Here is a 19624-nt window from a genome sequence, read left to right as displayed (position 1 = left end):
AGATAGCAAACTGGACATGGCAAGGTCCAGAAATGGCCTAATAAATAAGGCTAAGTGAGGTCCATTCACACTCAAAATAAGCAAAAATAGAAATAATCACTAAAAAGGGGTTCGGAATGAGACCATTCCGAACCCCTTTTGTCGACAATCTGGCCCGTCCACCATTCAGTGGACGGGTTTTCATCTCTCATTTAGCAATCTTCGCATACACGCATGTATCTCTCAAGTCCAAACCATCAGCGCTCAAGCTGCTATTCCGCAGGATGCCTTCGAGCGTGAACCCTAGTTTTTCAGGAATATGCCGGCTGTTTTCGTTTGCCGGGTCGCAGCGGATTTCTACCCGGTTTGCCCCGTAATAGTCAAATGCAAAGGCGGTAAGCGCTTCGACCGCTTCAGTCATATAGCCTTTTTTCCTATGTCTCGTATCAATCCAGTAGCCAATCTCGAATTTCGGCAGATCCCAATCTATTCTATGAAGTCCCGTAGAACCGATAAACATATCATCCGCTTTCCGGTAAATATGCAGACGGAAATCCTCCCGTTCGATAAAACTCGCATAAGCCTTGCGGATGCCCGCTTCAGTATCGTCTTCCGTGGAATCATGCTTAGCAAATGGAAGCCATTCTATCAATTCTGTTTTTGAGTGTGTAATCGCTTTATGGACCGTTTTTCCATCGCCAGGCATGCAAGGTCTAATGTAAAGCCTTTCTGATTCTATCCTATCAGGGAATTCCCTCAATATCGGTTTCATTAAAATACCCCCAGATAAACAATATGGAAAATCATAACATATGTCAGCGGATATGGTAACCTTTTTTGCCGGATCACAGTCATAAATGATTCTTCCAAACATAGAATCTAGTAACGACAATTGGGAGGATTGAAGATGAAAAGAAGGTCTGTCATTCAAAACGCTGCAATTAAACATATCACTGAGCATTCCTCGCTGTATGTATTCATAATCGTTTTGTTTTTAATGGGTGTCATATTTGGCGCCGTCCTTGTGAATAGCCTGAGTTTTACGCAAAAAGAGGATTTATTTTATTATCTATCCCAATTTTTTGGACAGGTTTCACAGGGGAAGATCACGTCCGACCATGAAATGTTCTTACAAAGCCTGTCCCATAATGTAAAATATATCGGGTTTATCTGGATTCTTGGCATCTCGGTTATCGGCTTGCCGGTTATTTTGATTCTATTATTCTTGAAAGGAATGGTAGTTGGGTTTACCGTCGGCTTTTTGGTCAATCAAATGGGATGGAACGGTTTTTTGCTTTCCTTTGTCTCCATCTTGCCGCAGAATGTCTTTATCGTTCCAATCTTTATCATTATTGCCGCTCTTTCCGTTTCACTCTCAATGAAAATGATCCGGAGAGTGTTTTTAAAGCAGGTTCGCGAACCGTTAAAGCCGATTATCTCCCGCTATGTCTTTTCGCTGGCGGTTTCAATCGTATTTCTCTCAGTCGCGGCGGCAATTGAAGCTTACGTGTCGCCTCCACTGATGAAAAGCGTCGTAAGTTTTCTTGGCAATTAAACATTCCTTGTATCATAATATTTTTCCGAGGGTCCTTTAAATCAGTTTTGACAGTTTTCCCTCTTTTGTTATAATAATATAGATAGCGGCGCGCGGGAGGGAAAAGGGATGGAAAACAGAATTGATAGAATAAAAAAACAGTTGCACTCGTCAAGCTATAAACTTACGCCTCAGCGGGAAGCAACCGTCCGCGTGTTACTTGAACATGAAGAGGATCATTTAAGCGCCGAAGACGTTTACCTCCTTGTCAAAGAAAAATCGCCGGAAATCGGTTTAGCAACTGTGTATCGTACGCTTGAATTGCTTACTGAATTAAAAATAGTAGATAAAATAAATTTTGGGGACGGAGTATCCCGCTATGACCTGCGGCAGGAGGGTGCCGCCCACTTTCACCACCATCTGGTGTGCATAGAATGTGGTGCTGTCGATGAAATCCAGGATGACCTGCTTGAAGACGTGGAGGCCATTGTTGAACGGGATTGGAATTTCAAGATCAAGGATCATAGATTAACGTTTCATGGAATCTGCCATCGATGCCATGATAAATTAAAAGATGAAAATGAATGATAGCCGCCCTTTCCCGTCATGGAAAGGGCTTTTGTATAGATAAATTCCTTATTATGGACCATTCTCTCCGTTATTATGTATAAAACTTGTCCTTCTTGGCATAAATTGAAATAAGTGTGAGGCGCAAGAAGTAGAACGGAGGGGAAGAAAAGCACATGAGATCATCGATTAAGCTTGTTCTGCATACAGGAAAAGTTTTCATTCTTTTTGTGGGCTTTACTGTTCTTTTTTATATCGGAATGATATGGTTAAATGAGGAATATGAAAACTACCATCGGTATGACGAACCCAAAGGAGCGGCAATTAAAGTTACAAAGGCTGTGGAAGCTCGCGAGGGTTCCTGGGTAGACCGGTTAATGCTTTTCTATTTAGACGGGGAGTAATGCAAATGGAAGACCAGCTAAGAGATTTTATTCATTTTTTAACAGTTGAAAAAGGGTTGGCCAAAAATACGCTTATTTCATATGAGCGTGATTTGAAGTCGTATATGTCCTATGTGAAAAATGTTGAACAGCTGCCGGATTGGAATGACTGCCGCAGAGTGAATATCATTCATTTTCTAGCTCATTTAAAGGATCAGGGGAAGTCTTCGAAAACGCTTGCCCGCCATATCGCATCGATCCGTTCTTTCCACCAATTTCTGATTCGCGAAAAGGTAAGTGATACCGATCCATCGGTTCATATTGAAACACCCCAGGCGGAGAGAAGTCTGCCGAAGGTTTTGAGTCAGGAAGAAGTTGAGGCTCTTCTTGAAGCTCCTAAACTTAAGGATCAATACGGGTTCAGGGATAAAGCGATGCTTGAGCTGCTTTATGCAACTGGCATGCGGGTGAGTGAGCTGATTAATCTCGAGATCAGCGATATTCATGGATCGATGGGATTTGTCCGCTGTGTCGGAAAAGGGAATAAGGAACGGATCATTCCGATCGGCAAAACAGCACTGGCTGCGATTGAACAGTATTTGGACCGGGGCCGGGGGAGGCTTGCCAGCCATAAGAAAAAAACGGATTCCCTTTTTTTAAATCACCATGGAAACAGGCTTACACGCCAAGGCTTCTGGAAAATTCTTAAAAAGCTGGCCCGGGAAGCGAATATTGAAAAAGAACTAACCCCGCATACGTTAAGGCACTCATTTGCGACGCATTTATTGATAAACGGGGCCGATCTCCGCGCTGTCCAGGAAATGCTCGGCCACGCGGATATTTCAACAACACAAATTTATACACATGTAACGAATGTTCGTTTGAAGGATGTCTACTCCAAGTTTCATCCGCGTGCGTAAAATAACTAGATTAATAGTTAAGAGAGCTGACTAAAGGATAGTCAGCTTTTTAGGCACATAGGAAAAACCAATCTGTAATATGTACAGCTATGTTAAAGTATCGGCTTGGAAGATCGTCAATCTGCTAGTCTTCTATAGAAACAATCAGAGGGTGTTCTTCGTTTTTACATAACATTTGGCAGAAACAGAACCAATCGTTTACAATATAGATGTCAGACTTCCGACATTAAAAGCGGTTACATATGATGAGAGATTATTTGTTCGTTATAAGGGTAAAATGAAACCATATATAGCCTTGAAAACATTATATTTTTATAGGAGGGATAGCATGAAGGAGAATTCAGACTTTAAACGAATATTTTTGATGGTGATGGACTCTGTGGGGATCGGGGAGGCACCTGATGCTGAACTGTTTGGAGATAAGGGAGCCGACACTCTTGGCCATATTGGAGAAAGAATGAATGGATTAAACATGCCGACTCTTGGCAAAATGGGCTTAAGCAACATTCGGGAAATTAAAGGGATTCCAAAGGCTGATCAGCCAACTGCTTATTATACGAAAATGAAGGAAGCTTCAACGGGCAAGGATACGATGACCGGCCATTGGGAGATTATGGGGTTGAACATCACTACCCCGTTTCGTGTCTTCCCGGATGGCTTTCCTGAATTGCTCATCCAGGAGCTTCAGGCCAAAACGGGCCGCAGCATCATTGGCAATAAACCGGCAAGCGGAACCGAAATTCTAGATGAGCTCGGCGAAACGCATATGAAAACAGGGGCGCTGATCGTCTACACATCTGCGGACTCCGTTCTGCAAATTGCCGCACATGAAGATGTAGTGCCAATAGACGAGTTATATAAAATCTGTGAGATTGCCCGTGAAATTACAATGGCTGATGAATTCAAGGTTGGCCGGGTAATTGCCCGACCGTTTGTCGGTGAACCGGGAAGCTTTAAAAGGACATCCAATCGCCATGATTACGCGTTAAAGCCGTTCGACAGGACCGTCATGAATGAATTAAAGGACGGAGGGTACGACGTGCTTGCGATCGGCAAGATTTCCGATATTTATGATGGCGAGGGCGTAACCGAATCATTGCGAACAGTATCCAATATGGATGGCATGGACAAATTGCTGCAGACAATCGATATGGACTTTACCGGATTAAGCTTTTTGAATCTTGTTGATTTCGATGCGCTATATGGACATCGCCGGGATCCGGAAGGTTATGGCAAGGCGCTGGAAGAATTTGATGCCCGCATGCCGGAAGTACTTGATAAACTGACAGAGGATGATTTATTAATCATTACGGCAGACCACGGAAACGATCCCGTCCATTCCGGGACGGACCATACACGTGAGTATGTACCGCTGCTCGTTTACTCCAAGCGGTTTGGAACCGGGAAAGAGCTTCCGGTAAGAGAAACGTTTGCTGATATCGCGGCTGCCGTAGCTGCCAATTTTAAAGTGAAAATGCCGTCTTACGGCAAAAACTTTTTAGGGGATATTAAATAAGGAGAGTTATAAACATGTTTGAAAAACTGGAAAAAGCAGCTTCATTTATTGAAGGAAAGCTAGATGGAAAGCCTGAAATCGGGTTAATACTTGGATCCGGCCTCGGTGTCCTTGCAGATGAAATTGAAAATCCTGTGAAAATCCCATATGAAGAGATCCCTGAATTTCCTGTTTCAACAGTGGAGGGGCATGCCGGCCAGCTGGTGCTTGGGGATTTAAGCGGCAAGAAAGTCGTGGCAATGCAGGGAAGGTTTCACTTTTATGAGGGCTATTCCATGGATAAAGTCACTTTTCCGGTCCGTGTCATGAAGCTTTTAGGGGTCGGAAAACTGATTGTCACGAACGCGGCAGGCGGGGTCAATGAAGGGTTCCGCGCAGGAGATTTAATGCTGATAACCGATCATATTAACAATACGGGGACAAACCCGCTGATCGGTCCGAACGATGCGCGTTTTGGCCCGCGTTTTCCTGACATGTCAGAAGCTTATAGCAGGGACCTCCAGGCTGTAGCAAAAGACGTTGCCGGAAAACTGAATATTGATCTTAAAGAAGGTGTGTACGTTGGCAACTCTGGGCCAACCTATGAAACTCCCGCTGAAGTTAGATTAGCGAGAGTGCTTGGCGGCGACGCGGTCGGCATGTCTACCGTACCGGAAGTGATTGTTGCCAGGCATTGCGGCCTGAACGTTTTGGGGATTTCCTGCATCACAAACATGGCAGCCGGAATCTTGAATCAACCGCTCTCCCATGAAGAAGTAATCGAAACGACGGAGCAGGTAAAAAGCAGCTTTTTAAGCTTCATCAAAGAAATCGTAAAAGCTATATAGAATAAACCTCTATTCTAAAACCAAAAGAAGTGGTGAATCGAAATGAGAATGGTTGATTTAATTGAGAAAAAGCGTGATGGCCTGGAATTAAAGAAAGAGGAAATTGAATTTATCATTACAGGTTTTACAGATGGCTCCATTCCTGATTATCAAATGAGCGCGCTCTCTATGGCGATCTATTTTCAAGGAATGACAGAACTTGAGCGCGCTGATTTAACGATGGCCATGGTTAATTCCGGGGACAAAATTGATCTTTCGGCGGTTGAAGGCATTAAGGTCGACAAACATAGTACGGGCGGTGTCGGCGATACGACCACTCTGGTACTTGGCCCGCTTGTAGCTGCCGTCGGTGTTCCTGTCGCCAAGATGTCCGGCCGCGGCCTTGGGCATACAGGTGGGACGGTTGATAAACTGGAAGCAGTCAAAGGCTTTCACGTTGAAATTGAAAACAGGCAATTCATTGACCTGGTAAATAAAAATAAACTGGCCGTGATCGGGCAAAGCGGAAACCTGACTCCTGCCGATAAGAAGCTTTATGCGCTTCGCGACGTAACCGGGACGGTCAACAGCATGCCGTTGATCGCAAGCTCGATCATGAGCAAAAAGATCGCGGCGGGTGCCGATGCGATCGTGCTGGACGTGAAAACAGGCGCAGGGGCTTTTATGAAAACGCTTGAAGATTCAGAAGAACTGGCAAGAGCGATGGTCAATATCGGGAACAATGTCGGCCGCAATACGATGGCGGTCATCTCTGATATGAGCCAGCCGCTTGGGTTTGCGATCGGAAATGCTCTGGAAGTGAAGGAAGCGATCGATACGCTAAAGGGAGAAGGCCCTGAGGATTTAACCGAGCTTTCTCTTACGCTTGGGTGCCACATGGTTTATCTAGCGAAAAAAGCCGATACCCTAGATGAAGCTCGTACATTGCTTGAAGAAGCGATTAAAAACGGGTCAGCCCTTCATGCATTTAAGGTGTTTCTCGAAGCCCAAGGCGGGGATCCATCAGTTGTGGATGAACCATCGAGACTGCCTCAGGCAAACTTCACTATCGAATTGGAAGCGAGAGAAGAAGGGTATGTGTCTGAAATCGTAGCGGATGAGGTGGGGACTGCTGCCATGCTGCTCGGGGCAGGACGTGCAACGAAGGATTCGGTGATTGACCTGGCGGTAGGTCTGGTACTGCGCAAGAAAATTGGCGATGAAGTGAAGAAGGGTGAATCACTTCTAACGATCTATAGCAATTTTGAAAATGTAGATGAAATTAAACAAAAGCTATATGAAAATATTACGATCTCCAAGGATAAAGTCGAAAAACCAACGCTGATCTACAAAGAAATAACTGAATAATCTATAGAAAAAAGCTGCGGCAAAAGTTCTCAACCTTTTGCCGCAGCTTTTTTGTATGCAAAAAACGGCAACTGTACACTTATGCTTTCTTTCAAGGCTCTTCACCATAACTGGTCATTTAATATTGATTAACATAATATCTCAGTCAATTTTGCAACAAAGTTGATTGGCGAGGATATGCCGAACTCCTCGAAAATGCATACGCATTTTCTCGTGCGGTGCCTATGCATGGATGATGATTCAACGTCCTGCGGGAAAAGCAGGCCAGTTAACGGAACGTCGACTAAGATCTGCCACGTCCTTATGTCTTACGTCGACGCCAATACATCCTGTGTAAGTCCCGGAGGCGTGCCATTTGCCGAGGAGGCTTCCGGACTGCCCGCGGAAAGCGAACACCTGGAGCGGAAATCAACGGATAGTCAAAGCTTAAACGACTTCTTTTGGTGAAGAACCTCTTTCAAGATATTTCTCCTTTTTTGGAATCATATTTGTATAAATATGGTGCGTTTGGAAATGCTGTTAGCGTTACATTGAATTTTCCCGAGTGGATGATTCCGTTTCGGGTTAACGCGTGATTAAGATTAGGAGGGATTTCTTAGATGAAGCGATTTCTTTTTCTTTGCTTCACAGTATTGATAGCTACTAGTGTAATCGTTCCAAATGTTTTTGCGGAAGGAAAAACGAGTGTGAATTTGGCTGAAAATGCGAAATCAGCCATCTTGATAGAACGAGATACTGGGACCATTTTGTATGAAAAAAATTCAAATGAGGAACTCCCACCCGCAAGCATGACCAAGATCATGACCATGGTTTTGATCATGGAGGCCATCGACAAGGGAGAATTAACGCTTAAGGAGAAAATTCGGACAAGTGAATACGCTGCGTCAATGGGCGGATCGCAAATTTTCCTTGAACCAGGTGAAGAAATGACCGTAGAACAAATGCTTCAAGGCATCGCTATCGGGTCTGGAAATGATGCATCTGTAGCAATGGCTGAAAGGCTTGCGGGTTCAGAAGAGGAATTTGTGGAACAAATGAACCAAAAGGCAAAGGAGCTGGGATTGAAGCATACAAAATTCCAAAATGCGACCGGATTGCCGGAAGAAAATCATTACAGCACTTCACACGACATGGCGATTATGGCTAAAGAGCTGGTTAAATACGAGATGATCACGAAATTTACAGGGACTTATGAAGCTTATCTACGTGAAGATACCGACAAAAAATTCTGGCTTGTTAATACAAACAGACTGGTTAAGTTTTATCCTGGTGTAGATGGACTGAAAACCGGTTTTACAAACGAAGCAAAATATTGCCTGACTGCGACTGCGAAAAAAGGGGACATGAGAGTGATTGCTGTCGTGATGGGAGCTTCTTCTCCTAAAGAAAGAAATGCCCAGGTGACCAAAATGCTCGACTATGCTTTTTCGCAATATATGGCCCATCCCATTTATAAGCGGGATGTCGCTTTGAAGCAAGCTAAGGTCAGTAAAGGGAACAGAAAAACGGTGACTGGGGTGACAAGCGAACCGATATCGATCTTGACGAAAAAAGGCGGCAATCCTAAAGACTTTACTCAAAAAATCATTCTGGATAAAGATCTGAAAGCCCCAATTAAGCAAGGCGATCAAATCGGCACTTTGAAATTTTTCAAAGATGGAAAGACCGTGGTGGATTCACCGATCGTTGCAAAGGAATCGATCGATTCGGCAAGCTGGTGGGAAATGTATAAACGTGCTTTTGGCATGTTTACCCAAACAAAATAAAACACCTGTCAGAAAAAAGAATATGGAAACTACTTTCGACGAATAGGCACTAGTTTTGTCAGGTAAGAAGGAAAACGCCATACGAAAATCGAATTTGACTCACTAGACGACAGATAAGGAGGCTGTAAATAGTGAGTCTTGTCATTGATATGGAAGCCAAGAATGCTGTGCTTTGCATCCGATTAAAAGGAGAACTGGATCATCATGCAGCAGAAGAACTGAGAACCCGGGCCAGTACAGCCATTGAAAAGGGTAGCATCAAGCATATAGTCCTCAACCTGGGAGAACTTTCTTTTATGGACAGTTCAGGGCTTGGAGTGATTCTGGGCCGCTATAATCAAATCAAACAAAATAAGGGCGAAATGATCGTCTGCGCAATCTCTCCTTCGGTGAAGCGGTTATTTGAAATGTCAGGATTGTTTAAAATCATTAAATTGGAACTTTCCGAGGAAAACGCTTTACAAAGATTGGGGGTTGCGTAGTGATGAAAAATAAGATGGATATTAAGTTTTCAGCGTTAAGCCAGAATGAATCTTTTGCCCGTATCACAGTGGCTGCTTTTATTGCCCAACTTGATCCAACTCTGGATGAATTGACGGAAATTAAAACGGTCGTATCAGAAGCGGTCACAAACTCGATCATTCATGGGTATGAAAATGACCCGGATGGAATCATCTATATTTCGGTTGTGATCGACGGGGAAGCCGTTGAGTTGGAGGTCAGGGATGAAGGCAGTGGAATTGACGATGTAGACGAAGCCGTTCAGCCGTTATATACGACAAAACCGGAATTGGAGCGTTCCGGAATGGGATTTACAATTATGGAAAACTTTATGGATGAGATGAAGGTCATTTCCCATAAAGGCGAGGGAACCATCATTCGATTAAAAAAGCACTTAACAAAAAGTAAAGCTTTGGCGAATTGAGGGAGCAATGCATATGGATGTGGAGGTTAAAAACAAGAAAAGCCAGGTCCATTTAAAAGATGATGAATTACGGGATTTAATCCTGCGCAGCCAGAGTGGGGACCAGGAAGCAAGAGACATGATTGTGAAAAGCAATTTGAGATTGGTGTGGTCTGTAGTCCAACGTTTCTTAAACCGGGGTTACGAGCCTGATGACCTGTATCAAATCGGGTGTATCGGCCTGTTGAAATCCGTTGATAAATTTGATCTGTCATTTGAAGTAAAGTTTTCGACCTATGCAGTTCCAATGATTATTGGCGAAATTCAACGGTTTATTCGGGATGACGGTACAGTGAAGGTCAGCCGTTCATTAAAGGAAATGGCGAATAAAATCCGACGGGCAAAAGAAGAGGTATCGAAAACACTTGGTAGGGTACCAACCGTGAATGAACTTGCCGAGCACCTGCAGCTATCTCCTGAGGAAGTCGTCATGGCCCAGGAAGCAAGCAGGCTGCCATCATCCATCCATGAAACCGTTTATGAAAATGATGGGGACCCCATAACACTTCTCGATCAAATTGCTGATACGAACGAATCGAAGTGGTTTGATAAAATCGCTTTAAAAGAAGCCATTTCAGAACTCGACGAACGGGAAAGGCTTATCGTATATTTGCGGTATTATAAAGACCAGACCCAGTCTGAGGTAGCCGTCCGGCTCGGAATATCACAAGTCCAAGTATCAAGGCTCGAGAAAAAGATACTCAAGCAAATGAAAGACCACATGAATCCATGATTCGTGTGGTCTTTTTTGTTGCGGATTTGACCATTTAGTTGCGGAAATATTAGTTAGTTGGGGATCTCTTTTTTCGTTCCGTAAATGTTGGGTTTATGTTTTGTTGTTTAAAAGCTAAGTAAAAGCAAAATAATATAGTAAGCGAGTGATAGATAACGGTTGATTTGAAGTTTAAAAACGAATATTATAAGTAAGGGATTTGTATTTATTCGGATTTTATATATTGTATGGGGGTTTTTGATTATGTTTGAAAGATATTTTTCACTAAAAGAGCACGGTACTTCAGCACGCACAGAAGTATTTGCCGGTATTACAACCTTTTTAACCATGGTCTATATCATTATTGTAAACCCTGCAATCCTCGGTTCAGTCGGGATTCCATTTGAACAGGTATTTATGGCAACGATTATAGCTGTCATAATCGGTACGTTGATCATGGGGTTTGGTGCGAAGCTTCCGATTGCGATCGCACCCGGTATGGGGCTGAACGCTTATTTCGCGAGTGTTGTAGGAGCACATGGTTTATCATACCAAACCGTTTTTGGAACGGTATTTATCGCCGGATTATTGTTTATTCTTCTGAGTGTCACAAAGTTTCGAGAAATGATCATTACAGCCATTCCAGCTTCATTGAAGTATGGAATTACGTCAGGTATCGGTTTGTTTATTGCCTTTCTGGGCTTGAAACAGAGTGGAATTGTTGTGCCAAATGAATCAACGATGATCACGCTTGGTGATTTACATGAACCTGTTACGGTGTTATCGATTGTTGGTTTGTTTCTGACACTGATTTTGATGGCAAGAAACGTAAAAGGCGCGTTGTTTTTTGGGATGCTCATAACAGCCGTTATCGGTTATTTCATGAATCTGTTGCATTTCGAAAAATTCGTTTCAGCACCGCCGGCTCCTGTTTTTTTCGATATTGATATTGCCGGCGTTTTTTCGAATGGCTTGTATGCAGTTGTCTTTGCCTTTTTGCTTGTCACGCTTTTTGATACAACCGGTACGATGATTGCGGTCACCGAACAGGCCGGGTTGATGAAGGACGGGAAATTTCCAAGAGCTAAGATGGCCTTTCTTGGAGACGCGATTGCGACGACAGTAGGTTCGTTATTTGGTACAAGCCCGTCATCCGCATATGTTGAATCCAGTTCAGGCGTTGCTGCGGGAGGACGAACGGGCTTAACTTCTGTTATTGTAGCGGTATTATTTGCTGTATCGATGTTCTTTTCACCGCTAATAGCGGCGATTGCCTCTCTGCCAGCGATAACCGCCCCTGTTTTAATTATTGTTGGCTGTTTTATGATGGAAGGACTGGCCAGAGTCAATTGGAAGGAGTTTGATGAGGCGTTTCCGGCATTTGTGATCATCCTTACGATGCCTTTGACATCAAGCATTTCGACCGGGATTGCGATTGGGTTCATCACCTACCCGTTGATGAAAGCTTTTAGCGGAAAAGCTAAACAAGTTCACCCACTCATTTTTATTTTTGGTGTCATTTTCTTAATTCAAATGATTTTCTTCCCAACACATTAAATCGAATCTACTAAAAAATGATCGTCTCCTTGCAGACGGTCATTTTTTTTAGTAATTTTTGGTCTTTTTGTTTGATTTGTATGTAAAAGGCCAGGAAATACATACTACACATAAAAGGAAATTGACGTGCGAGGTGTGTGAGTGATGGAAAATCTGGTGTATGTAAGGATGCGTCACCGCGTGCAGGCAAGACAGGATCAAGTAGTGAAAATGCGGGATATTGCAAAAATCTTGGGTCCGAAAAGCATAGTGAGAGAGCTTGAGGAAAAGGATGTATTAAAAGTCACCGCTGAGGATAAAAACATTATCATTGTGGATCTGGTCCAGCTGATAAGAGGGATCCAGGAGCTTGAGGAGGATGTGGAAATTCAGGCAGTCGGTCCGGCCCAGACAATTATTGAAGTCATCTATGAGAAGAAAAAGGTTTCTTGGCCGCTATTTGTTTCGGTCTGGCTTCTTTTATTTATCGGGGCTGCCATCACAATTATGAATTTTCACGTCGATGTAAGCATGCAAACGGTCCATCAAAATCTGTTTAAAATCATTACCGGCAGAGAAGACAGCAAACCGCTGCTCATCCAGATTCCCTACAGTATTGGACTGGGACTTGGCATGATTTTATTCTTTAATCATTTTTTTAGAAAACGATTTAATGAGGAACCGAGTCCTCTAGAAGTAGAAATGTTCAATTACCAGCAGGATTTAGATCAATATGTCATCATGAATGAAAACAAAGAGAGCATAAGGCGAATTGATGACAGGTAAAATCCTCTTCAGTGTTTTTGTCGGATTAGCTGGTGGTCTGGCAGTCGGGGCCGGGTTTGTAGCCTTCCTTACAGTGCTCAAAGTGATTCCGAGGCTGACTCAGCTCACAAAAACGATGAAGATGATTCACTATTATGAAATGGCTATTGTTATGGGTGTTCTTACGGGAGGTTGGTTAGGACTCCAAAATAATATTCTCGGGATGAGCAAGCTTTTCTTAATTCCGATTGGATTAGCGGACGGGATCTTTAACGGAATGCTGGCAGCCGCCTTGACGGAGGTTTTAAATGTATTTCCGATCATTTCTAAACGGATTGGCATTCAGGAAAAAATCGTTTATTTGATTATGGCGATCGTGTTTGGAAAGATTGCCGGTTCATTATTTCAATGGATCTATTTTGTGGACTTATAGCAACCTATATATTTTAATGATTGGCAATTGCCGAAGGGAAAATGGGTATGGCGGAACGAAGAAAAGTCATTTTTATAACAGATGGCGACGAGTATGCAAGACGGGCCGTGGAAATGGCAGCCAGGGAAATCGGAGGCCGGTGCATTTCGATGTCACAAGGTAATCCATCTGTTCTTTCGGGATCTGAAATCGTTTCGCTTATCAAAAAGTCTCTGCACGACCCGGTCCTGGTCATGTTTGATGACAGCGGTTATGTCGGGGAAGGAGCGGGTGAGACGGCGATGCGCTATGTTGCTGGCAGCAAGGATGTCGAGCTATTGGGAGTCATTGCAGTCGCTTCTAAAACAAGGCATGCGGAATGGACGAAAGTGGATATATGCATTGATCGAGACGGGGAGCTAACCCCATATGGAGTAGACAAATACGGGGCCGTGGAGCATGAATTAGGCCGGATAACCGGAGATACCGTTTATTGTGTGGACGAGCTCAAAGCGCCTATTGTAGTCGGAATCGGTGATATCGGTAAAATGGCCAGGAAAGATGATTATAAAATAGGTGCGCCTATCACGAAGTTGGCTATTGAAATCATTCTTGAAAGGAGCGGAAATCATGGCAACCGAAAGTAAGGAAACGATGAAAGCGATTCCTGACAGTACAACCGAAGTAGAACGATACATGAAGGAGAATGCAGGCCTAAACGTCAGCTTTGATTTTGGTGTCAGAAAAATTACAGTTTTGAAAAAAGAAATTCAGATATACTACGTAAATGGACTTGTTGATACAAGATTTGTCATTGAAATCATTGAAGCCATTGTCGGTTTGAATGAAACGGAAAGAAGTACTACCAAATTATATGAAATCGTAAAAAACAGAATCGTACATCAGCAGGTCAAGGAAGTTGAGAATCTGGATGAAATGGTTGTCGAGGTATTATCCGGGCTGATCGCAGTCGTCGTCGATGGCACTGGAAAAGCAATCATCATTGACACCAGAAGCTATCCTGGAAGAATGCCGGATGAGCCGGATACGGAGAAAATCATTCGCGGCTCGCGTGATGGATACGTTGAAAACATCATCATCAATACGGCTTTAACGAGGCGGAGAATCCGCGATGATAGATTGCGTATTGAGATCATGAAAGTAGGCGAACGTTCAAAAACCGACATAGCTATCGGTTACATAAATGAGATTGCTGATCCGGATTTAGTGGAAATCGTCCGTAAAGAACTAAAAAATATTAAAATTGACGGCCTGACAATGGCTGATAAAACAGTAGAAGAGTTCATCGTGAAACAGGGATATAATCCATATCCGCTCGTTCGCTATACGGAAAGGCCGGATGTCGCAGCCACCCACTTACTAGAAGGCCATGTGATTATTTTTGTAGATACTTCACCAAGTGTCATGATCACTCCAACAACGATTTTCCATCATATGCAGCATGCGGAAGAATACAGACAATCTCCGGCTGTAGGAACGCTTGTACGCTGGGTGCGCTTTATTGCCGTGCTTGCTTCATTATTTTTGCTTCCGCTCTGGCTTTTATTTACATTGGATCCTTCATTGCTGCCGGAAGCGCTAAAATTTATCGGACCAAACAAGGAAACGAGTATTCCCATCGTTATACAGATGTTTCTCGCGGACTTTGGAGTCGAATTTTTGCGAATGGCCGCTATCCACACCCCTACGCCTCTATCGACGGCCATGGGCCTGATTGCCGCTGTTTTGATCGGACAAATTGCCATCGATGTCGGGCTGTTCGTTCCTGAAGTCATTTTATATGTTTCAATAGCGGCTATCGGCACATATGCAACGCCGAGCTTGGAACTTAGCTTAGCTAACAAGATCGCCAGACTATTCCTTATGCTTTCCACTGTGTTTTTTCATACTCCTGGCTTGATTATTGGCATAACGATCTATATCCTGCTATTGGCGAATATGAAGGTTATGAACACCCCTTATTTATGGCCCTTGCTTCCATTCTATCCAAAGGCTTTAATGCAGATTCTCGTAAGAAGAACAGTCCCGGGGTCGAGTATCAGGCCGAGCATTGTTCATCCTAGGGATAAATACAGGCAGCCCATTAAACAAAAACATTGAAGTTGTCAGAAAGATATGATACTTTTGTTTTAATCATTAATGCGTTAATGGAGTAAATATCGAGGCTGACTCACATGTTTAGAGCTAAATCGGCTCTATATGGGTCTGCCTCATTTATTTAGGGCTAGTCTGGAAGGAGAAATAAACATGCATTTTTATGGAACTGCTAACGTAAATGGAAAAGGACACCTTGAAATAGGCGGCGTTGATACCATGGAATTGGCTTCTCACTTCGGGACACCGCTTTATGTGTATGATGTGGAACTGATTCGCGAACGGGCAAGAGGATTTAAGAAAACATTTGAAGAACTCGGTGTGAAGGCCCAAGTGGCTTATGCCAGCAAAGCCTTTTCTTCGATCGCGATGGTTCAATTGGCCAAAGAAGAAGGGTTGTCGCTTGATGTTGTATCAGGCGGTGAATTGTATACAGCTTTACAAGCGGAATTTCCAAAGGAACGGATTCATTTTCACGGCAATAATAAAAGTGTCGAAGAGCTGGAAATGGCTCTGGACCATGAAGTCGGCTGCATTGTTGTCGATAATTTTTCCGAATTGGAACTGTTGGAGGAATTATGCTCAAGCAGAAGACAACGCGTTTCGATTTTGCTCAGGGTAACTCCGGGGATTGAGGCGCATACGCATGATTATATCCTGACTGGACAGGAAGATTCCAAGTTTGGATTTGATTTGTTAAACGGACAGGCAGAGAGCGCTCTTAAACAGGCACAGATAAGTGAATGGGTTGATGTGCTGGGGCTGCACTGCCATATCGGTTCGCAGATTTTTGAAACAACCGGTTTTATTCTCGCTGCAAGAAAAATTATCGGGCAATTGAAAAATTGGCATTCTTCTTTGGACTTTCAGCCGAAAGTACTCAACCTTGGCGGAGGATTCGGGATCCGCTATACGAAAGAGGACACGCCGCTTCCTGCTTCTGTATATGTCGAGGAGATCGTGACAGAAGTAAAGAATCAGATCGGGAATTCAGGATTGGACATGCCTGAAATATGGATTGAACCGGGACGTTCGCTTGTAGGGGACGCGGGAACGACCCTTTATAAGGTTGGATCTGAAAAAGAGGTCCCTGATATTAGAAAATATTTAGCCGTCGATGGGGGAATGAGCGATAATATTCGCCCGGCCTTATATGATGCAAAATATGAAGCGGTTTTGGCAAACCGGCCCCTTGAAGAACCGGAAGAAACGGTTTCGATCGCCGGGAAATGCTGTGAAAGCGGGGATATGCTCATATGGGACTTACCGCTACCTAAAGCGGGTCGAGACGATATTCTGGCGGTTTTCTGTACCGGAGCGTATGGCTATTCCATGTCGAATAATTATAATCGAATTCCAAGACCAGCTGTTGTATTCGTGGAAAATGGAGAGGCAAGGCTTGTCATCAGGCGGGAAACATACCAGGACCTGGTCCAATTTGATGTCCCTCTAGAGGAAGTTGTAAATAATAAATAATCAATAAAAAGCGGAACCAGGCAATAACTGCCTGGTTCCGCTTTTTTGCCATACAATATTAAGAGAAGAACGATTTGATTGCGTCGATCAGGCTGACGAAGAATTCTTTCAGCTTATCAAGGAATGACTGACCTTCCTCCGATCCAAGGAATGTTGTCAGTTTTTCTTTTGCTTTGTCCAACTGGTTTCCAACCTGATTCCAATCAATATTCAGATCCTTTAATTTATTGAACAAGTCAACTAAACTTTGGATTTGTTCCTCTGTAAGTGTAATATTGAGATCTTTAGCTGATGATTCAATGACATCGCGCACTTCGGCTTCCGTTTGAGGCGGATTGTCTGCCATATTTTCCTTAATCTTCGTCATAAGGGCTGCTGCTTTGTCAGCGCCTACCTCATCGCCTAGCTCGGCCGTCTTAACCATCTCTTCATTGGCAGCCTGTTTTACATCTTCTGGTATAACCTTATCCGATGAAACTTCATATGCTTTAATAATACCTGTTAATGCAGCCGTACCGGAAACAGGGATTGGAGCGGTAACATAAATGGATGCATCCTTGACGCCTGCTGTGGCCAACGCATTTATATACATTTCCTCACTAACCCAATTGATGTTTTTCGATTCGACTTTCAAGCCTGTTCCAGATTTCTCAAGTGTAATCGCAGATGAAGAAATCGCCTTGGTTCCGATTAAGCGTTTCGAAATATAATCGCCAAGATATTGATGTTCCTCATCGTTCGTGACGGTTAGGATATCTACTCCTTCAGGTGCATTCATTTCTGAAAGAAGCATCTTTTTTTGCTCTTCTGTTAAGTTTTGTCCAAGGGTAACGGTCATGTCACCGACAGCCGCATCGGCAAATGCTTTTATAGGTACAAGTAAACATAAGAGAAGGGTCAATATCAGCCATTTTTTCATGATTTTATTGTTCATTTTTCTTCCTCCTTACTACTATCAGACGAAATAAACATTCAAATGGATTCACTTTTTTTGCTCGAAGAACAATATTCTTCTAAAACAGTATAAGCACAAAGTCTGAGAGTTTCAAAATATTTTATTGTGTTGGTTTAACGAGTGTATGGTTTAGGGAAAAAAGAAATGGGCTTTACATGTGAAATTTGTCAGGAGTGAAGCATATATAGTAGAATATAAACATTGCTTTTAAATTATTTTAAGGATAGCAGGAGAGAGGCAATTCGTATGAGAAAGAGCAACATTGCGATATTTATTATGATCGCGCTGATCGCTGTAATATGGGGAGCGGTCTATTGGATCTTCATCGCTTGATGAGCATGCAAGCGCTTAAAGCGACATGAAAAAGGATAGAATGTTTATGAATGCTAGTTAAACGGGGAATGTTAAAGTAATTACGTGTTCTTAGAAAAAAATACTACGTTCTTTAGTGACGAGGGATATTAAATGTTGATCAAATATAAAAAAAGCTATGAAAAATTTGCAATGGGCTTGCTTTCCTTTATGCCGACCGAAAAGGATATAAAAAAGCTCCAGCAAACAATGAAATCATATGAAAATGATGAAGATATGCAGCTGTTCCTTTGGAAGGAAGATGAAATCATCGGCCTTATTGGCGTCAATCTGGCAGACAAACAGGAATTCATCATTCAGCATGTTTCTGTCAACCCATCCTTCCGTCATCAAGGTGTCGGAAAGCGCATGGTCAAGGCGTTGAAAGATATGTACCCTGATACGGAAATGAGTCCGAATAAATTCACGGCCTCTTTTTTGGAAAAATGTGATCTGGAAAATACCAAAAACGCAGAATGAATAGAAAAAGGGGCTGTCCCGAAAGTAGAAATTCAGCCGACATCTGGATAAAAGCAACCCAAGAACACTGTTAAATCAGCATTCTTGGGTTTTAATTTGGTACATTTTAATCTTAAGTGGACTTTTTAGACAGCCCCTTTTCAATTCTGCTTATTTTTCAATGTCAATTGGCGTTTTCTTTCCATGATCACGTCAGTGCGGTCACGCAAAGAGTGCCTGTGGATGAGCATTTGATCATCCATGTTGCTGACTGCACACCAGACAAAGCCACGATCCTTGCAACCTGTTTTACATTGCTCGATTAACGCAGGATCGGCAATTGGAAGAACAACGCTTTGATAAGGGATATGTTCTTCGATATCTTTAATGGTTTTCTCTAATAATGAAATGAGCAGGATGTGGTCAATCCCAAGATTTGTAATCTCGTCTCTTTTCATTTTGAGGTTAGAGACAGCCTTCATCATGGTCGTAAGGGCGCCTTTGAAGTTTATCCGCCTGTAGTGATAAAAGGCCACCGCGATTTGAATAAGTCCGACCCAATGGGATTCACGTTCCCTTGGAGCGACTTCCTTCCAGTACTCCTCTAACACCTCATGACATTCAAAATAATCTCGGTCTCCATGAAAATGGAGTAAATAAGTGATATATGGCACAGGATAATTCAAGTCCCACAGCTCCTTTTTCTATGTATTCGTATTTTAACATATTAGGGGAAGCGGCCGCTCTTATATGAAAAAGGGGCTGATCATCCATCAGTCCCCAAACATTCCTTATATTAAAACCAAGCTGCCCCTACGATAATCAATAAAATAAACAGTACTACGATTAAAGCGAAGCCGCCTCCGTAATCGAACCCTTTGTCACCCATGTAAAATACCTCCCCTTAACATTAAGTTAAACTCATTACATATTCAGATTATGAAAAAAACCCAAAAATGACTGGGCGGAGCCCTTTTTTATTTTGGCTCTGTTAAACGATAATGTTGTTTTTGGGAAGGGAATCTGCGAGACTCCTCGAA

At 43.0% G+C, this 19624-nt stretch carries 22 protein-coding genes; 18 read left to right on the top strand and 4 right to left on the bottom strand.

The features are described from left to right. Window positions 1-187 precede the first annotated feature (187 nt). Window positions 188-751 carry a GNAT family N-acetyltransferase gene (locus D0463_RS02995; protein WP_117304909.1) on the bottom strand — a complete coding sequence of 188 codons (564 nt, stop codon included), beginning with the start codon at window positions 749-751 and terminating at the stop codon, window positions 188-190. A 135-nt stretch (window positions 752-886) separates the two neighbouring features. Between D0463_RS02995 and spoIIM the strand changes: the two genes are divergently transcribed. From spoIIM to lysA, 17 genes are all read left to right on the top strand, one after another. Continuing rightward, window positions 887-1534, top strand: coding sequence for a stage II sporulation protein M (spoIIM, locus tag D0463_RS02990; RefSeq protein WP_117304907.1), 648 nt, complete (start codon window positions 887-889; stop codon window positions 1532-1534). Window positions 1535-1642: 108 nt separating this feature from the next. Further along, window positions 1643-2101 (top strand): ferric iron uptake transcriptional regulator, encoded by a 459-nt coding sequence (fur, locus tag D0463_RS02985; RefSeq protein WP_117304905.1) that lies wholly within the window; start codon window positions 1643-1645, stop codon window positions 2099-2101. 155 nt (window positions 2102-2256) lie between these two features. Continuing rightward, a complete protein-coding gene (locus tag D0463_RS02980) occupies window positions 2257-2484 on the top strand; it encodes a YqzK family protein (protein ID WP_117304902.1) in 228 nt (75 codons plus the stop codon). Between the two features lie 5 nt (window positions 2485-2489). Then, window positions 2490-3383: a site-specific tyrosine recombinase XerD gene (gene xerD / locus D0463_RS02975; protein WP_117304900.1), complete on the top strand. Its 894-nt coding sequence runs from the start codon at window positions 2490-2492 to the stop codon at window positions 3381-3383. A gap of 328 nt (window positions 3384-3711) precedes the next feature. Beyond that, a complete protein-coding gene (gene deoB, locus D0463_RS02970) occupies window positions 3712-4899 on the top strand; it encodes a phosphopentomutase (RefSeq protein WP_117304898.1) in 1188 nt (395 codons plus the stop codon). A 14-nt stretch (window positions 4900-4913) separates the two neighbouring features. Beyond that, a complete protein-coding gene (locus D0463_RS02965; protein WP_117304896.1) occupies window positions 4914-5726 on the top strand; it encodes a purine-nucleoside phosphorylase in 813 nt (270 codons plus the stop codon). Between the two features lie 42 nt (window positions 5727-5768). Continuing rightward, window positions 5769-7073 carry a pyrimidine-nucleoside phosphorylase gene (locus D0463_RS02960; RefSeq protein ID WP_117304893.1) on the top strand — a complete coding sequence of 435 codons (1305 nt, stop codon included), beginning with the start codon at window positions 5769-5771 and terminating at the stop codon, window positions 7071-7073. Between the two features lie 599 nt (window positions 7074-7672). Next, complete coding sequence (locus D0463_RS02955; protein ID WP_117304891.1) at window positions 7673-8839, top strand: D-alanyl-D-alanine carboxypeptidase family protein; 1167 nt, start codon at window positions 7673-7675, stop codon at window positions 8837-8839. Window positions 8840-8970: 131 nt separating this feature from the next. Then, on the top strand, window positions 8971-9321 hold the full coding sequence (gene spoIIAA, locus D0463_RS02950) for an anti-sigma F factor antagonist (protein WP_117304889.1): 351 nt from the start codon (window positions 8971-8973) through the stop codon (window positions 9319-9321). A gap of 2 nt (window positions 9322-9323) precedes the next feature. Then, window positions 9324-9764: an anti-sigma F factor gene (gene spoIIAB, locus D0463_RS02945; RefSeq protein ID WP_117304887.1), complete on the top strand. Its 441-nt coding sequence runs from the start codon at window positions 9324-9326 to the stop codon at window positions 9762-9764. Window positions 9765-9777: 13 nt separating this feature from the next. Beyond that, window positions 9778-10536: an RNA polymerase sporulation sigma factor SigF gene (gene sigF / locus D0463_RS02940; RefSeq protein ID WP_117304885.1), complete on the top strand. Its 759-nt coding sequence runs from the start codon at window positions 9778-9780 to the stop codon at window positions 10534-10536. 243 nt (window positions 10537-10779) lie between these two features. Next, window positions 10780-12072 (top strand): NCS2 family permease, encoded by a 1293-nt coding sequence (locus D0463_RS02935; protein WP_117304883.1) that lies wholly within the window; start codon window positions 10780-10782, stop codon window positions 12070-12072. Window positions 12073-12216: 144 nt separating this feature from the next. After that, window positions 12217-12837, top strand: coding sequence for a stage V sporulation protein AA (locus tag D0463_RS02930; protein WP_117304881.1), 621 nt, complete (start codon window positions 12217-12219; stop codon window positions 12835-12837). Continuing rightward, window positions 12827-13249: a stage V sporulation protein AB gene (locus D0463_RS02925; protein ID WP_117304879.1), complete on the top strand. Its 423-nt coding sequence runs from the start codon at window positions 12827-12829 to the stop codon at window positions 13247-13249. Before D0463_RS02930 ends, D0463_RS02925 begins: the two co-directional genes overlap by 11 nt. 47 nt (window positions 13250-13296) lie before the next feature. Further along, window positions 13297-13875, top strand: coding sequence for a stage V sporulation protein SpoVABEA (gene spoVAEA, locus D0463_RS02920; RefSeq protein ID WP_117304876.1), 579 nt, complete (start codon window positions 13297-13299; stop codon window positions 13873-13875). Further along, window positions 13859-15349 (top strand): spore germination protein, encoded by a 1491-nt coding sequence (locus D0463_RS02915; protein WP_117304874.1) that lies wholly within the window; start codon window positions 13859-13861, stop codon window positions 15347-15349. Before spoVAEA ends, D0463_RS02915 begins: the two co-directional genes overlap by 17 nt. A gap of 147 nt (window positions 15350-15496) precedes the next feature. Then, window positions 15497-16819 (top strand): diaminopimelate decarboxylase, encoded by a 1323-nt coding sequence (gene lysA, locus D0463_RS02910; RefSeq protein ID WP_117304871.1) that lies wholly within the window; start codon window positions 15497-15499, stop codon window positions 16817-16819. A gap of 58 nt (window positions 16820-16877) precedes the next feature. On the opposite strand, the gene D0463_RS02905 is transcribed toward lysA, so the two are convergent. Beyond that, window positions 16878-17738, bottom strand: coding sequence for a DUF1002 domain-containing protein (locus tag D0463_RS02905; protein ID WP_117304971.1), 861 nt, complete (start codon window positions 17736-17738; stop codon window positions 16878-16880). 501 nt (window positions 17739-18239) lie between these two features. Between D0463_RS02905 and D0463_RS02900 the strand changes: the two genes are divergently transcribed. Further along, entirely contained in the window at window positions 18240-18605 is a 366-nt protein-coding gene (locus tag D0463_RS02900) for a GNAT family N-acetyltransferase (protein ID WP_117304869.1), read from the top strand. A gap of 140 nt (window positions 18606-18745) precedes the next feature. Here the strand turns inward: D0463_RS02900 and D0463_RS02895 are convergent, their stop codons facing one another. Both D0463_RS02895 and D0463_RS02890 read right to left on the bottom strand, forming a co-directional pair. Continuing rightward, window positions 18746-19270: a DUF309 domain-containing protein gene (locus D0463_RS02895; protein ID WP_174234285.1), complete on the bottom strand. Its 525-nt coding sequence runs from the start codon at window positions 19268-19270 to the stop codon at window positions 18746-18748. A 110-nt stretch (window positions 19271-19380) separates the two neighbouring features. Further along, window positions 19381-19473 (bottom strand): YjcZ family sporulation protein, encoded by a 93-nt coding sequence (locus D0463_RS02890; RefSeq protein WP_117304867.1) that lies wholly within the window; start codon window positions 19471-19473, stop codon window positions 19381-19383. Window positions 19474-19624: the final 151 nt, after the last annotated feature.

Origin of the sequence: Bacillus sp. V59.32b, from assembly GCF_003429085.1 — a bacterium.
Taxonomy (GTDB): domain Bacteria; phylum Bacillota; class Bacilli; order Bacillales; family DSM-1321; genus Peribacillus.
Note: the sequence above shows the minus strand (reverse complement) of the source record. Positions and strands in the feature narration are given on the sequence as shown.

Bases quoted from the DNA above. Each gene is read 5' to 3' on its own strand.
- D0463_RS02995 (WP_117304909.1), bottom strand. From the start codon at position 751: ATGAAACCGATATTGAGGGAATTCCCTGATAGGATAGAATCAGAAAGG.
- spoIIM (WP_117304907.1), top strand. From the start codon at position 887: ATGAAAAGAAGGTCTGTCATTCAAAACGCTGCAATTAAACATATCACT.
- fur (WP_117304905.1), top strand. From the start codon at position 1,643: ATGGAAAACAGAATTGATAGAATAAAAAAACAGTTGCACTCGTCAAGC.
- D0463_RS02980 (WP_117304902.1), top strand. From the start codon at position 2,257: ATGAGATCATCGATTAAGCTTGTTCTGCATACAGGAAAAGTTTTCATT.
- xerD (WP_117304900.1), top strand. From the start codon at position 2,490: ATGGAAGACCAGCTAAGAGATTTTATTCATTTTTTAACAGTTGAAAAA.
- deoB (WP_117304898.1), top strand. From the start codon at position 3,712: ATGAAGGAGAATTCAGACTTTAAACGAATATTTTTGATGGTGATGGAC.
- D0463_RS02965 (WP_117304896.1), top strand. From the start codon at position 4,914: ATGTTTGAAAAACTGGAAAAAGCAGCTTCATTTATTGAAGGAAAGCTA.
- D0463_RS02960 (WP_117304893.1), top strand. From the start codon at position 5,769: ATGAGAATGGTTGATTTAATTGAGAAAAAGCGTGATGGCCTGGAATTA.
- D0463_RS02955 (WP_117304891.1), top strand. From the start codon at position 7,673: ATGAAGCGATTTCTTTTTCTTTGCTTCACAGTATTGATAGCTACTAGT.
- spoIIAB (WP_117304887.1), top strand. From the start codon at position 9,324: ATGAAAAATAAGATGGATATTAAGTTTTCAGCGTTAAGCCAGAATGAA.
- sigF (WP_117304885.1), top strand. From the start codon at position 9,778: ATGGATGTGGAGGTTAAAAACAAGAAAAGCCAGGTCCATTTAAAAGAT.
- D0463_RS02935 (WP_117304883.1), top strand. From the start codon at position 10,780: ATGTTTGAAAGATATTTTTCACTAAAAGAGCACGGTACTTCAGCACGC.
- D0463_RS02930 (WP_117304881.1), top strand. From the start codon at position 12,217: ATGGAAAATCTGGTGTATGTAAGGATGCGTCACCGCGTGCAGGCAAGA.
- D0463_RS02925 (WP_117304879.1), top strand. From the start codon at position 12,827: ATGACAGGTAAAATCCTCTTCAGTGTTTTTGTCGGATTAGCTGGTGGT.
- spoVAEA (WP_117304876.1), top strand. From the start codon at position 13,297: ATGGCGGAACGAAGAAAAGTCATTTTTATAACAGATGGCGACGAGTAT.
- D0463_RS02915 (WP_117304874.1), top strand. From the start codon at position 13,859: ATGGCAACCGAAAGTAAGGAAACGATGAAAGCGATTCCTGACAGTACA.
- lysA (WP_117304871.1), top strand. From the start codon at position 15,497: ATGCATTTTTATGGAACTGCTAACGTAAATGGAAAAGGACACCTTGAA.
- D0463_RS02905 (WP_117304971.1), bottom strand. From the start codon at position 17,738: ATGAAAAAATGGCTGATATTGACCCTTCTCTTATGTTTACTTGTACCT.
- D0463_RS02900 (WP_117304869.1), top strand. From the start codon at position 18,240: ATGTTGATCAAATATAAAAAAAGCTATGAAAAATTTGCAATGGGCTTG.
- D0463_RS02890 (WP_117304867.1), bottom strand. From the start codon at position 19,473: ATGGGTGACAAAGGGTTCGATTACGGAGGCGGCTTCGCTTTAATCGTA.